General features: G+C 41.8%; 7 protein-coding genes and 1 pseudogene. 7 read left to right on the top strand and 1 reads right to left on the bottom strand.

Features of this window, described 5'->3' with window-relative positions; all coding sequences use genetic code 11:
- Positions 1–18: 18 nt before the first annotated feature.
- Positions 19–6,384, top strand: coding sequence for an OmpL47-type beta-barrel domain-containing protein (locus tag RCG23_RS14770; RefSeq protein ID WP_308176339.1), 6,366 nt, complete (start codon positions 19–21; stop codon positions 6,382–6,384).
- Between the two features lie 48 nt (positions 6,385–6,432).
- On the opposite strand, the gene RCG23_RS14775 is transcribed toward RCG23_RS14770, so the two are convergent.
- Positions 6,433–10,095 carry a flagellin N-terminal helical domain-containing protein gene (locus RCG23_RS14775; RefSeq protein WP_308176340.1) on the bottom strand — a complete coding sequence of 1,221 codons (3,663 nt, stop codon included), beginning with the start codon at positions 10,093–10,095 and terminating at the stop codon, positions 6,433–6,435.
- Positions 10,096–10,274: 179 nt separating this feature from the next.
- Here RCG23_RS14775 and RCG23_RS14780 point away from each other — a divergent pair, with 179 nt between their 5' ends.
- From RCG23_RS14780 to RCG23_RS14805, 6 genes and pseudogenes are all read left to right on the top strand, one after another.
- Entirely contained in the window at positions 10,275–11,174 is a 900-nt protein-coding gene (locus tag RCG23_RS14780; RefSeq protein WP_308176341.1) for a hypothetical protein, read from the top strand.
- Positions 11,164–12,219 carry a hypothetical protein gene (locus tag RCG23_RS14785; RefSeq protein ID WP_308176342.1) on the top strand — a complete coding sequence of 352 codons (1,056 nt, stop codon included), beginning with the start codon at positions 11,164–11,166 and terminating at the stop codon, positions 12,217–12,219. The genes RCG23_RS14780 and RCG23_RS14785 overlap by 11 nt, the downstream gene beginning before the upstream one ends.
- Positions 12,220–12,248: 29 nt before the next feature.
- Complete coding sequence (locus tag RCG23_RS14790; protein WP_308176343.1) at positions 12,249–12,641, top strand: hypothetical protein; 393 nt, start codon at positions 12,249–12,251, stop codon at positions 12,639–12,641.
- Positions 12,638–12,934, top strand: coding sequence for an EscU/YscU/HrcU family type III secretion system export apparatus switch protein (locus tag RCG23_RS14795; RefSeq protein WP_308176344.1), 297 nt, complete (start codon positions 12,638–12,640; stop codon positions 12,932–12,934). Before RCG23_RS14790 ends, RCG23_RS14795 begins: the two co-directional genes overlap by 4 nt.
- A gap of 57 nt (positions 12,935–12,991) precedes the next feature.
- Positions 12,992–13,407: pseudogene (gene fliS, locus RCG23_RS14800) on the top strand (flagellar export chaperone FliS).
- 38 nt (positions 13,408–13,445) lie between these two features.
- Positions 13,446–15,917 (top strand): flagellin N-terminal helical domain-containing protein, encoded by a 2,472-nt coding sequence (locus RCG23_RS14805; RefSeq protein ID WP_308176345.1) that lies wholly within the window; start codon positions 13,446–13,448, stop codon positions 15,915–15,917.
- Positions 15,918–15,959 lie beyond the last annotated feature (42 nt).

The following is a 15,959-nucleotide window of genomic DNA, read 5'->3' on the forward strand; positions in this document are numbered from 1 at the left end:
GAGAAGGGTGGAGATTAAGTGGTTACAAAGCGCAAATTTAGTTCAATTCTAGTGCTATTATTCCTGGTATTTCAAGTAGTTTCTCCAATCGGAACGGCATTTGCAGCTGAGAGTGGTGTCCTATTGCCGCCAAGCAATCTTGCCTATCAGGCATCCACGCCAGACGATGGAAAGCTGGTATGGAGTGCTGTTTACGGTGCAACTGGCTACAATATTTATGAAATAAAAGAGGGGCAGCTTGTGCTGCTGGGTACCTCAAAAACCAACAATTATTCCTTAAATAATTTGGCTGAAGGTAAATATAGCTATATTATTTCAACATTGAGCACGGACGGAGAGTCAGGGCCATGTGCACCTATAGATGTTGACATTGTATACCCATCAATGGCTGCACCAGCCACTCTGACAAATACCATTCAAAATGGAAATGATATTGTACTGAGTTGGGGAGCCTCTCAGTATGCAGAGAGCTATAAGGTTTACCAACAGCTTTCCGATGGGACGCAAAAGCTTTTAACAACGACAACTTCCCGTACTTTCACCGTTGTTAATGCACCTGAAGGAAAAAATTCGTTTTCTATTTCAGCGGAAAATTCACTTTACGGTGAATCTCCGGTAACAGCTCCGTTGGATGTAAATGTAGTTTTTCCAATCATGAAAGAGCCTGCAAATTTATCCAAAAGCCTTTCGAATGGAAACGATATAAATTTGAGCTGGCAGGCGGCGAGCTATGCAAATAGCTATAAAATCTATCAGGTGATCGACGGGCAGGAAGTCTTTAAAACATCTGTTACATCCACTAGTGCTAAATTCACAAACATGCCTGAAGGGGATTATACATACAACGTTTATTCCTACAGCGATCGATTCGGAGCTTCTGCAAAAGCAAGCACAGCCTCAATAACTGTTAGTCCAATAACGATGGTTCCGCCAAGCACTGTAACATCTAAGCTTCAAAACATTAATGATGTCGTGTTAACTTGGGGAACTGCTGCTAATGCAACAGCCTATAAGGTTTATCAATTAATAGATGGTGAAAAGGTTTTAAAAGGAACCTACACTGGTACAACGGTTACCTATACCAACCAGCCTGGCGGAGATTTTACATACGAGGTTTACTCCTATAGTGACCGCTTTGGTGAGTCTGTGACAGGAACTAAGGTTAGTTTAAGTGTAAGTACAGTGACAATGGCACCGCCTAATAATACAGCAGCGAAACTTCAAAACCTAAATGATATTGTCCTAACATGGGATGTAGCTTCTAATGCAGATTCCTACAAGGTTTACCAGATTGTTGAAGGTCAGAGAGTATTAAAGACCACCGTTACAGGCACAACTGCTTCTTTTACAAATTTGCCTGCAGGCGATTATGTTTATGAGGTCACCTCTAATAGCAGTCGCTTTGGGGAATCCGATACAGGAAGCCAAGTGACTGCAAAAATTGATCCAGTCATAATGGGAAAACCGGCTGGCTTCGCTAACCAAATTCTTAATGGAAATGATATAGCTCTATCCTGGGAGCCGGTTGCGAATGCAACGAATTATAAGGTATACCAAATTGTAAATGGCCAAAAGGTTTTAAAAAGCACGCTAACAACTAATTCTGTAACATATACGAATATGGCTGCAGGGGATTACAACTATCAGATATATTCCTACAATAGCCGTTTTGGAGAATCAGCAGAAGGAGCTTCTCTTAGCTTTTCACTTGTATTTCCTGTAATGGCGGCACCAGCCAATACATTATCAGATATAACAAGTCCAACAGGCTTTACTTTAACTTGGGATGCATCGCCATTTGCAACAAACTACAAGGTATATCAGGTTGTAAATGGAACCAAAAGTTTGAAAAGTACAGTATCTAGTCCGACCGTCTCTTTTAGCAATATGGCAGCTGGGCAATATTCGTATGAAATTCATTCTTATTCAAGCCGTTTTGGCGAGTCTAAAGATGGTAGCCTTGTAACGATTAATTTATCCGGACAGGCTTTGGAAACACCATTGAATTTGTCCAACACAATATTAAATGGAAATGATATTAAACTGACATGGAATTCTGTACAGTATGCAGCTAGTTATAAGATTTATCGAGTTATTGATGGTCTTAAATTGCTGCAGACAAATACTTCAGCTACAAGTGTTACTTATTCAAATCAGCCTGAGGGCGAATATAATTATGAGGTCCATTCTTATTCCTCCCTGCTAGGGGAATCACCACAGGGAGCAGAATTGCAATTAACCCTTGTTCATCCTGATATGCAAGCACCAGGGAATTTCACCGGTACAATCAAGAATATCAGTGATATCACATTGACTTGGAATGCAGTTCAATTTGCAAACAGCTATAAGGTATACGAAATTATTGATGGACAGGAAGTGTTGAAAAACACTGTAACTTCTACATCAATCACTCTTTCAAAAGTAACTGAAGGAACTCATACTTATGTTGTCCGTTCTTTTAGCACCCGCTTTGGGGAGTCACTAGAAGGCAGTCGTGTGGAATCTACTGTTACTTTCCCTGCGCTTCTGGCGCCAACGAATTTAACATCAAGTATTTCTAACGGAAATGATATAACTTTAAGGTGGACGGCGGCTACCTACGCAACTGGTTATAACATTTATGAAACTATTGATGGACAAAAACAATTTGTAAGAACTGTTACTGGTACAACTACTTCATTTTCAAATGTTAAAGAGGGCAATCATTCCTATGAAGTGCGCACGTTGAGTGACCGTTTTGGAGAATCAGCTGATGGTACTGCGACAAACGTAACTGTGGTTTATCCAGAAATGCAAAAACCTGCAACTTTTACAAAAACGATCATAAATGGCAATGATATTAACCTAAGCTGGGCAGCATCAACCTACGCAACAGCTTATAAAGTATACAAGGTAGTGGGTGAAGAAAAGACATTAGTGAAAACTACAACTGCAACTTCTGTACCATTCACTAATATGCCCGAAGGCGACTACACCTACGAGGTCCATTCATATAGTGATCGCTTCGGGGAATCAGTCGAGGGTAATACTGTAACTTTTACACTGGTATTCCCAATCATGCAGGCACCTGTTGGAGCCACAAATACGATTGCAAACGGCAACGATTTTACATTGAAGTGGACTGCAGCAAGCTATGCGACAGGCTATAAGGTGTATCAAATCAAAGATGGCCAAATGGTCCTTATTAGAACTGTCACTGGAACATCAACACCATTTACTAATATGCCAGAAGGTGATTACAGCTATGTGGTTCATTCCTATAGTGACCGTTTTGGCGAATCACTGGAAGGAAGCTTTATTAATTTCAATTTAACCTGGCCAGTCGTTCAGCCGCCTGTGCTTCAGGGGACGATTGTTAATGCCAACAATGTAACCCTTACATGGAATTCAGTTACATGGGCAAACGAATACCGAGTTTACGAGTTAAAAGGCGACTCCAAAGTTTTAGTTTATAAGGGAACTGCTTTAACTTATAAAATTTATAACTTAACCGAAGAAACGCATTCCTATCAAGTAACGGCGTACAATACTCGTTTTGGCGAGTCAGCATTATCAAATACTGCAGCAGAAAACATTGTTTATCCGGTAATGCAACCGCCAACTGCAACTGTTAAAGTGTCATTGCCGTCGAGCGCTACAGTAACATGGGGCTTCGTTACCTATGCCAATAATTATAATGTATATGAATTGGTAGACGGTGCACCTGTATTAGTGGCAAAGAACGTAAACAATTTATCTTACACATTAACAAATCTTTCTTATAAAAATCATGAGTATTATGTGACTTCCTACAGTAATTCATTCGGTGAATCTGCACCGTCCAATACTGTTCTTGCGAAGTTAATCACGGATACACAGGCACCTGTTACGACGTCAAATGCTGCATCCAGTTGGAGCAAAAACAGCCAGACAGTAACTCTTAGTGCAACGGACAATGATACAGGTGTTGCAAAAACCTATTATTCATTGAATGATGCGCCGTTTGTCGAAGGTACTTCCATCACAGTTGAAAAAGAAGGCATCAATAAACTCTCCTTCTATTCTGTTGATAAAGTCGGAAATACTGAAGTTGTGAAAACCGTTAATGTAATGATTGATAAAACCGCACCGATAACAAGTGTGAAGGAGTTGCCAGGCAGCTTTATCCAATCTTTTACTGGAGAACTAACTGCGGCGGATACTTCTAGCGGCGTTGCTACAACCTACTATTCAATTAATGGCTCTGATTTTGTAGAGGGTACAATCTTCACAGTAGACAAGGAAGGCATCAACCAGGTTTCCTTCTATTCAGTGGATCAGGCAGGAAATAAGGAAGATGCTAAATCGATCAATGTAAAAATTGATAAAACAGCACCAGTAACAAAAGCGGACGCACCTTCAGCATGGGTGAACGAAGATGTGCACGTAAATCTATCAGCATCTGACAGCGAGAGTGGAGTAGCCAGAACGTATTACTCCATCAACGGCACAGAATACTCAGAAGGTACATCATTCACATTAGATCAAGAAGGCATCAACCAGGTTTCCTTCTACTCAGTAGACAAGGCAGGCAATAAAGAAGAAGCCAAAACAATCGAAGTGAAAATCGATAAAACAGCTCCAGAAACAAAATCAGACGCACCAACATCATGGGTGAAAGAAGATGTGCTGGTAAATCTATCAGCTACTGACAATGAGAGCGGAGTAGCTAAAACTTATTACTCAATCAACGGCTCAGACTATGTCGAAGGTACATCTTTCACAGTAGACCAAGAAGGTGTAAACAAAGTTTCTTTCTACTCTGTAGACCAGGCAGGAAATAAGGAAGATGCTAAATCGATCAATGTAAAAATTGATAAAACAGCACCAGTAACAAAAGCGGACGGACCTTCAGGATGGGTGAACGAAGATGTGCAGGTAATTCTATCAGCGTCTGACAGCGAGAGTGGAGTAGCCAGAACGTATTACTCCATCAACGGCTCAGAATACACAGAAGGTACATCGTTCACATTAGACCAAGAAGGCATCAACCAAGTTTCCTTCTACTCACTAGACCAAGCAGGAAATAAAGAAGCAGCTAAAACAATTGAAGTGAAAATCGATAAAACAGCACCTGAAACAAAAGCGGACGCACCTGCTGCATGGGTGAAAGAAGATGTGCAGGTAAATCTATCAGCAACTGACAGCCAAAGTGGTGTAGCTAAAACTTATTACTCTATCAATGGCTCAGTGTTTGTAGAAGGTACTTCGTTCACTATTGGGAAAGAAGGCATCAACCCAGTTTCCTTCTATTCACTAGACCAGGCAGGAAATAAAGAAGCAGCTAAAACAATCGAAATAAAAATCGATAAAACAGCACCTGAAACAAAAGCGGACGCGCCTGCTACATGGGTGAACAAAGATGTAGCAGTAAATCTATCAGCATCTGACAGCCAGAGTGGCGTGGCTAAAACGTATTATTCTATCAACGGCTCAGAATACACAGAAGGTACATCCTTCACAGTTGCCCAAGAAGGCAACAACCAGATTTCCTTCTATTCAGTAGACCAGGCTGGCAATAAAGAAGAAGCCGAAACAATTGAAGTGAAAATCGATAAAACAGCTCCAGAAACAAAATCAGACGCACCTGCAGCATGGGTGAACGAAGTTGTGCAGGTAAACCTATCAGCATCTGACAGCCAAAGTGGTGTAGCTAAAACCTATTACTCTATCAACGGCTCAGTGTTTGTAGAAGGTACCTCGTTCACTATTGGGAAAGAAGGCATCAACCAAGTTTCCTTCTACACAGTAGACCAAGCTGGCAATAAAGAAGAAACAAAAAACATCGAAGTAAAAATCGATAAAACAGCACCAGTTATTAAGTCATATTTCAATGACTTATACGAATTGGGCAGCACGTTAAAATTAACTTATGATACAAATGATTTATTATCAGGCGTTTCGAAGGAAGAAGTATTTTTAACTACGCCTAACGAGACAATTGGTAAAGCTGTAAATAGGCTAAACCAGATTACCTTGGATAAACCAGGTGTTTACACACTTACCATTTTTGCAACGGATGCGGCTGGGAACACTCAGGTATTTAAAAAACAATTTACAGTTTATATCCCAGCATCCATTGAGGTAACCCCAAATGTGATCAAAGGGAATAATGGAGTGTTCACACTTCGCGCAAGCACACCAGATGGATTTGCGGTTAGCGGATTCGATTTAAACACAGCGCAATTAAATGGCGTAAAAGCATTGAATAGCAATAATGGCTATTACAATCAAGTCAAACAGGGGCAGTTTAAATTTGAACGTTCAAGTTTCACCTGGAAAACAGGGCAACAGGCATTAGAGTTCCGCTGCTATTTGAATGGTTACTTAGTGATCGGCCATACAACAGTAACAGTGAAAGAATAAGAAATAACCCTCTCCAACTTACGGAGAGGGTTATTTTTATGGTAAGTGTCACTTTAACAACTCAAGTACATTTTTCGGTAAGGAATTTGCCTGTCCCATGATGGATTGGTTGACTTGTTCCAATAAATCGCTTTTGGCTTTTTCCATCATTTCCTTTGCTAAATCGGCATCGCGTATTCGTGACTCGGCTGAAACGATGTTTTCCTCGTACTGGTCATTTGCTTTAATGATTGTATCGAGGCGATTCTCATATGCTCCAACCTTTGTTCTTTCATTTAGTATAGATGTTAAAGCTGTATCCAGCCTTGATAGCGCTTTGGTTGCGCTTTTTGAGGTATGGATCATGATCGTGTTGATCCTTAGCAATTTATCGTTTACCCTGCTTTTATCAATCGTAAGAGTTTGTCCTGAATTTGCTCCGACCTGAATCGTATTTTCAGGATCATCTTTTCTTGATTCAGTTTTATAAAATAGTGTATCCCTTGCGTTCCCTCGAACGGAATCAATGGTGATCTGGCCTACCTCTTGAGTGCTCAGCTTTAGCTTCCCTTCGTAATAGGAAGCGATCAGCCCTGATTTAGCAGTAGCCAGCTGGTTGTTCAGTGTTGCCAGCAATTGGTCCGCTGGATATTTTCCTGCTGGCAGTTTCATGGTTTTACTTTCGCCATCAACATCCACGATGAAGGTATCATTTTTGTCTTCTTCAATAGTGGCGCCGCCTGGGTTCAAATTGACCGCACCGATGGTGAAGGAGGGAGCAGGATCACCCTGTGCCCGGTAGAAAAAGGTATAGGCTGCGTTCCCGCGAACCCCGTCAATCCGGTATGTACCTGTATCATTCCGGCCATCCTCAACAGTTTGGTATTTGATTACGAGTTTCCCTGCATCATCTACATTTGTTCCACTTTCAATCCCGCCAATTTGCATGGCTAACGTATCTTCCGGAAAACCTTGTTTCTTCAGTTCATTTTTCAGCTGATTATTAAGTTCATTGACTAAACTGCCGGCATTATAGGCTCCGGGTGCAAGCGTTAATTGAAACGTGGCTTGTGTGCCATTTTTATAAAAATCAAACGTCAGCCGGTCGTTAACGTTTGGATTAATGACGATATTTTTATCCGTTATCGTTTCCCTTCCCACTATGAAAGCAGGTGTATTGTTGTAAGTATAGCCAGATGAACCGCCTCCGTTACGGATGTACGTATATTTTTGCATCGCCTGTTTATAAAAGCTTCCAGTTAAATTAGAAAATGAATAATCACTGCCTGCTTCCTTTGTCCTTAGCTCAATCTGCTGATTATTAGGAGTTGCATATACCTCTGGAAGCCCGGGATCAGTAAAGCCAAGCTTCTGAAATGCTTCTGTCAGCTTTTCGTTTAGTTCATCGGTGACAGCCGCAATCCCGCCATATATTCCGTCATCAAGCGTTACATCGATTTTACTGGTTGTCCCTTCATGAAAATAATTGAAGGACAATTGATTATTTGTCCCATCGATCGTATATGGTGATGGGATTGGCGTTTGGCCGGTTACAGATGTAACAGTTTTGCTTCCACTCGAGTTTAAGCTGGAGGGAGTACTAATGGATGTCGTTTCCATTCCGACACCGCTTGCACTCTGAAACGACTGGCCGCTGCCTTCGTTTATAGTGGTTAGCATCAGATAACGCTGGTCCGATGTTAAAGAAGCTTTAACAAGATTAGGGTCAAGCTGATTATTTAATTCAGTAACGAGCTTCTGGGCAGTATAAAAGCCATTTGCCAGCTTAACCGTACTTGTGGCGCCGTTTAAAGTGAAGGACAAACTATTATTATCGTCCGTTAAGGTTATTCCTGATGATAAATCGACTCTTCCCTGCGCTGTGGCAGGTGTAGTAGGGATAATCGGGTCTCCTGCTTCTCCTTCAGGCGGATATTGCGGTGCGCCGGTGGTCCCGCTTGTCAAATAAGGAGGATTCACCATTGTGCCGCCAAAAAGAGTTTGATAGGCAGTGGATTGCACCGTGTTATTTATAGAGATGGAGCCCTTTCCATCTTCAATGTACCTAATTGAAAGTGCTGATTTTCCGTTTGAGCCATCCTGTAATGATGCTTTTACATTAAAACCGGCATCAGTGAGCTTTTGATTCATTTCCGCTTCCAGCTCGGGCTTTGTATACGATTTTTCTTCTAGTAAAAGAGTTTTAGTCGTGCCGTCGACCGTCATCGTTAACTTATTATTTCCACTGTTAATAACGGTAGGATCGCCAATACCGTAGGATCCCTGTACTTGTGCAGTTGTTGTTTGGCCGTTATAAATATAAGGGGTGTAATAATAAGTCGATACCTCTTTAAATAATGTGTCATACGCCGGTGAAGCCGTGCTGACATTTATTTTGCTAATGGAACCGAAAAGATTGTTGTCAATTCTTAAAGTACCCGAATTATTTGAAGCGGTAAGGTTCATCCCCTTGGAATCAAATTGGCTGTTGAGCCTTTTTAAAAGTTCATCAGGACCAAGCGTGATTTCATTTTCTCCCGTTTTCAGGAGATTAATGGTTTGATAGTATCCGTTATTCACTTGAATATTCAATGTATCATTCTGCCCGCGTTTAATTGGGACGCCATTGGAAATATTGGCATCACCGTAGTAATATCCGTGTGTTTTATATACATTTCCCTGCTTTGCGATATCGTAAATGACAGAAGTGATCCCATCAATCTCGATCATATTTCCGCTTAAGCCTGTAATGACATATTTGTCGGAGGTAATGGCGATGTTTCCTGTACCATAAGGAATCGCTTTTACATTATTTTCTCCCTTTGCAGTAAGCTGCTGATTAACATAGTCAATAATATGGTCCTTATCATAGGATCCTGGCGGGAAAAGTATTTCGTATTGTTTATTGGAGCCTGCAAAAAAGGTCAGCTTGTCATTTTTATTTTGCTGAATCGTTAATTTTGAGCCGGCAGGAAAGTTGGTTGTCCCAATAATCATGCCTGGCGGAGTCCCAAGTGTATATTCGTAAAATAAAGACGAAGCGCCGCCACGGATAAAATCGATGGAGGAAGCGCCTTCTGTCTGCAGGGTCAAGGTATTGTCTTCTGTAACATCCACGATAATCTCCGGCGTAAACCCTACTAATTGATCGTCCATCGTGTCTGAAATTTCTTCTAATGAATAAACTCCGGCAGGGATATTCACCCTTTTTGATGTACCATCTACCACGATTTCCAAATCATTGTTGTAGCCGTCGATTATCTTTATAGGATCTTTAATCACACGATTTCCTTCTAATTGGGCATATGACGGGAAGTGGGATTCCACAACAGGTTTGGTATTCCATGCTGTCTGGTCTGCCATTCCTGTAATCGTTTCTTGTATTTGGCGGAACTCTTTCTGGATTTGCATTCTGTCCTCGTCTGTAACTGTGTCCGATAGGGATTGGATCGTTAATTCTCTCATCCGCTGTATCGAATCCGTCATGTCACCCAGGACAGTATCAGTTGTGTAAACCATTGATTGGGCATCTTTTGCATTGCGGCCGGCTTGCATTAAACCTCGAATCTGTGCCCGCATTCCTTCACTAATAGCAAGTCCCGCTGCATCATCAGCCGCCTGATTAATCCTTAGGCCGCTGGATAAATGTTCAGAAGCCTGCTTGCTCTTTTTCTGATTTTTGATAGATTCGTTGAGTGTTCTTAGAGCAGGTATATTATTGCGTATAAACATTTCTTCCTCCGTACCGTGAATCGACATTTTTCTTCATTATTCCATTCTATCAGAAAAAAGTAAGAGTTTGGCAATAAACTGGATGATTTCTGTCACTTTATTAGGTATTATTTCTCATTTGAAATTCCGATGAAGTTGCCGATACAAATAGTAGACAAATGGTACGGAGAGTGTTGGATATGGATATTAGCCGGAGTGTTATGCCGCAAACTGCGGTTATGGTAAAGGACAACTCAGTTTCTTCTATTAAAATTGGCGACGTCAGCTCGATTGTGATTAAGGAGAGGTCTGAGAATAATGAGGCACAGGTTACCATCAAAGGCCAGGACTTTAAGGTTAAGTTTGATGGACCAATTCCAACAGATGACCGTGTATTGGTCAAGGTTACCCAGCAAGGCGAGAATGGACAGCTGACCGTAAAACCGGTCACAAATCAGGCAAGCCCGGCAGCACCAGGCAAAACAATCGATAATATCCTGCAAAAAGCTGGCTTTGACTCCATAGCACAACCTGAACTAAAAGAAGCCGTCCGACTAATCGTTTCAAAAGGGGGAAGTGTCACAAAGGATACGATTGCCACCTTACAGGACTTTTTACAAAACGGTTCTGGCACGATAGTGGACAAGCTCGATACGATAGAAGTTATGCAGCAAAAAAATATAGAGTTTACCAAGGTGCAATTGCAAGCAATCAATACAGCTCTGCATGGAGAGGCGTTAACCGAAACATTGTCGAAGCTGTTTGACGGTCCGCTTGAGATCAAACCTGTTGAAGCAAGGGTAAATCCGTCGCAGACAAGGACGAAGCCGGATTTAAAAGCAGTCATCGAGGATGCAATCGCCAAAATTAAAAACGGCGGAAAACCGGAAGCTGCCGCTGAGAAAGTCCTTTCCCTTTTAAATCCATCATCAGACAAAGAAGCCATTGAGGCTATAAAAAAAGCATTGCAAATCACACAGGCTGGCAAGGGACGAATTGCTGAGGAAGCGCAGAAGCTTGAGAAGATTGGAACAATGAAGCTCTTATCTGCACTGCAGGGATTAATGGCTGAAGGAGCTGGCCGAATCGGTGTTTCCTGAAGCTCAAGGCCTCACTGCTTCCATGGCAGATTCTGAAACTGGGGATCCGTTCCGGGCGATTAAAGGCGCGATGAAGCTCATTCAAAAAGAGCCATCAATGGAAAACGTCCTTAAAGGAATTCAGCCCCTGCTCGAAGGCAATTCAGAAGCAGCTATCGATTTGACTGGATTAAAGGAAGCATTTGAAAAAGCTGTTCAGTTAACAGGACAGGGCAGGGAATTGGCTGCACGGAAGGAATTGGCCAATAGCATCAGCAAGCTGGAGGAGGCTTATCCTCAGCTCAAAAAAGCAAACGACGAACCGACACTGACAAAAGCGGAGCAGTACTTAATCAATGAAGCGGTCCAGACGCTGCATCTTCATTCTCAAAATCTTTTAGTCACTGAGATTACCAAAAAGCTCTCGCAAATGGCCATTGATTTTAAAAAAATGAGGCAGGAAATGAGCAGGAACTTGGATTCAGCCTCCAGATTAATGGAGGCAAATAAGCCAGGAAGCCTTGTACCTGCAAAGCAAATGCTTGAAGCGATCATTAGTAAATTGGATAACGCCATTTTAAAGGGCAATTTTATGCTGTATACGGACATGACAACAGAGAAAAAAATGTTGACTGCGAGCTCGAAGCTTGCCGAGGCAAAAAATCTTTTAACTAAAGGAAATATCACTGAAGCGAATCAAATTGTAAAAGAAGTAAAGGGTGTGCTGGACAAGCTCATTTTTAAGCCATCCGACACGAGAGTAAAGCATTTTGTATCAGAGGAAAATCTTCTATCGTTCAAATCAGAAGATGAACTTTCCCCTAAAGCAATGCTTGAAAAAGCACTCCGTCCATTACCTGATCAAGAGTCTGGTGCAAGGCATATTTTTGAAACCATTAAAAAGATGGGATTCACGCACGAGACGGATTCAGCGAATGCCATTATAGACAAGCAGGAAATGCCAGCTAATTTAAAGTCCATCTTAATGAAGATGATTGAAACGGATAGCCAGTCGAAGCTTCCGGTGGACCAGCCCTCGCCAATATTACCGGACAGCAGCTGTTAAATAAACAGGATGCATCCGGACTGCAAAATATGTTTTTGCAGATGCCACTATTATTAGACAAGCAAGCTGAAAATGTGAAAATCTATGTGAATTCACAGAAAAAGGGCGAAAAGATTGATTGGGAAAACTGCAGCTTGTATTTTGTGCTGGAGACGAAAAAGCTCGGTGAGATTGGAATTAGCATTTCAGCGGTAAATCGCAATTTATCGATTACCTTTAAAAATAACAGAGAGAACATTAAGGATGCAGTTGAGCCGCTGGCAGATGAGGCTAAAGAGCGCCTGCAGGGAATCGGCTATAATGTCGGAGCGATACAATTCAAGCCTTTTGCAGATAGCAAAGAAAACGCCAAACTGGAAGCTGAAAAACCGGCTGGCTTTACACCGGTCTATACAGAGAAGGGATATGATTTTACAATATGACCGGCCAATATTTTAATATGAAGAACCGAAAACACCTAAATGGCCCTTCTGCTGCCGTCATTAAATATGATGAGGAAAAAGGTGGCGCACCTGTCGTTGTTGCGCAGGGGACAGCGCTTGTTGCCCAGAAGATTATCGAGGCTGCAAAGCAAAACAATATCCATCTTCAGGAGGATTCAACGCTCATTCAGAATCTCCTTCAAATTGATTTAGGCGAAACCGTACCTCCGCAATTGTATGAAGTGATTGCCGAGGTATTCATTTTGCTGGAAAAATTAGACGAAAACTATTAAATTTTGTCGATAATCGGCCGATAATAGATTTAGTGATGACTAAATGGAGGTACACCGATGGAAGTCCTGACAAAGGAAATTTTATATAAAAAGAGCCCTCAGGAGATAACGGCTATTTTATATGAAGGAATTATTTCAAATCTAGAAGAATCCATTGAGTTAATTGATGCGAAGAATTATCTGCAGGCAAATGTAAAAATCCAAAATGCGAATGATATTCTTCATCGATTGGGTGTCGGACTTAAATATGAGGCTGGCCCATTGCTGAACAATTGGATACCCTATATAACTATATGGCGAATATGCTCATTGAGGCGAACATCCTTAAAGACAATGAGATTTTAATCAATGCATTGAAGATCATCCAGCCGATTGCGATCGCTTGGAATGAGGCAATGAAGAAGAAATCGCCTGTCCAATCTACACTTTCAAAACGAGTCTCTGCCTATGAAAATAGCATCATGAGATCATAATATTAAATCCAATTTGATAGATAGTAAGGAGACCCAATATGCGTATAAATCATAATATTTCCGCATTAAATGCATACCGCAATTTCGCGGTAAACAATGAAAATACCTCAAAAAGCCTTGAAAAATTATCTTCAGGCCTAAGAATCAACCGTGCGTCCGATGATGCTGCCGGCCTTGCCATCTCTGAAAAAATGAGATCCCAAATCCGCGGTCTTGATATGGCACAGCGGAACGCTTTAGACGGAATTTCTGTTGTACAGACTGCTGAAGGTGCCCTTTCGTCTACACACGAAATCCTGCAGCGTATGCGTGAATTGGCTGTTCAGGCTTCAAACGATTCCAATACGGATTCCGACCGCCTGGAAATTCAAAAGGAAATCAACCAGCTGACATCCGAAGTAAACCGGATTGGCAATTCAACTGAATTCAACACGGGTAAATTGCTGGATGGAAGCAGACTGAATACCTTTAAGGCGAGCAGCAAGTCCTTTGGAAACGGTACACCTACTCTTGCTGACACAACAACAGGTTTAAATCTAGCGATTGACAACAGTGAAGTTCTTACTGTTGGAACCCATAAGATGACCGTTACAAAGTCAGCTGCTGGAAAAGCAAACCCTGACAATATCAATGATCAAGCACATACAGAACTATTTGGCGCTTATGGTGATGCGGCTGACGGGGAAATTGGTGTAACTTCAGCCGTTCAAGCGGATGACTGGACTTTAACACTTGATAAAGGACAAGGCCCATCATTCTCCGATGGTACTTCTACTCTTGTAGATTCTGCAACCGGAATTACGGCAAGCATTCCTACGGATGCAAATGTGTCTGCAGGAGATCACCATGTTACACTTACAGCACAAGCAAAAGGGTCAAGTTTCCCAGGCGGCGTTTCTACATATGATATTGATTTATCTACTAGTGATGCTTTAACGATTACAAGCTCTGGATCAGCATCTTTCGCAAATGATAATATTGCGTTTGGCGTTGCTAATGGCACACCTGCCGTTCAAAACGGTGATACTGTCACACTTCAAATGACAGGTCCAGGAACCTTTAAAATCAACAACAACCCTAATACGTTTAATGATACTTACACAGTAGGTTCAGCATATAACGATCACGGCTTGCAGTTTACTTTAAATGATGCGTCTGGTTTTACTGTTGGGGACAAGATGGAATTTACACTTGGCACTGCAGCAGGTTCCATTTCGACAAAACAGAATGGATTCGGAACGAACCCGAATTTTACGAACCCAGTAACTGTTGATACAAATGTCGGAACAGGTGACTGGACGATTACTAAAAATGCTTCAGGCTGGCAGGTTGATTTTACTGGTACAGATAAAAATGGCAATCCATTGACTATTTCTGATTCAGTTGCGGATAACGCTCCTTTCAGCAGCCACGGAGTACGCTTTGATACAAATGGTTTATCGATGGCAGCAGGTGATTCTGTTACCTTCAAGACGACAAAAGCTGATCAAACCTATGACTTCATTATGGACGTTGATGGGACGCAGCAAACCATCGCTTCGAACGTGCTTGGTTCTGGGAATCCAGTTTCTACTACAGGTACAAGCAGCTTTGCTGGATATGGCGGCATGAAGTTCGATACACCAAACCTTACGGAAGGTCAGTTCGATTTTACGGTCAATGCGGCTATTGCTGATCAATTTACATTAACAAGCACAAGCGGAAAGACAGCTCAATTCGATGCAGGCCAGCCTTTCGATCAATTTGGCCTTCAATTTAATATCAAGTCAGCTGGTTCGATGGCTGACGGAGAAGCGATCACCTTCTCAACTACTGATCCGGCTGATGCATTTGCATACCAAATCAGCATGGATAATCAGGCACCGGTTGCACTTCCAGCAAATTCAGCTGGAGGAGTTGGCCTTTTTGATGGATTTGAAGGGCTAATTTTAAATAGTGCTTCTGTAAAAGAGGGCTCATTCTCTTTTGATATAAAGGAATCAGGTACTGGCCAGGATAATTCCCTCCATATGCAAATCGGTGCGAATGCTGGTCAAACGGTAACATTAGAGATTAATGATATGCGCTCAAAAGCATTGCAAATCAGCTCCGACAAAGGCGGGGATACTGAGCAAAATACGACCCTTCTGAATGGAAAGACACAAAAGGTTTGGTATACTGCGATTCCAGGTGCGGATAATGGAACCTCTGCCAATACGCCGGAGTATGCAATTGATGTGACGAGCAATGAAAAAGCACAGGCAGCGATCACTCTGTATGATGATGCCATTCAAAGAGTTTCATCAGAACGCGCACGCCTTGGTGCGATCCAAAATCGTTTAGAATACACAGTAAGCAACTTGAAAACGATGGGTGAAAATGTAACATCCTCTGAATCACGTGTTCGTGACCTTGACATGGCACTTGAAATGTCTAACTTCACAAAGAACAATATTTTGAACCAGGCATCACAGGCCATGCTTTCACAGGCAAACCAAATGCCTCAGGGCGTTCTTCAATTATTGAAGTAATTTTATGGGAGAGGGTGACCTCTCCTTTTTCTATAACTTTGT

Source organism: Neobacillus sp. PS3-34, from assembly GCF_030915465.1.
Classification (GTDB): Bacteria; Bacillota; Bacilli; order Bacillales; family Cytobacillaceae; genus Neobacillus_A.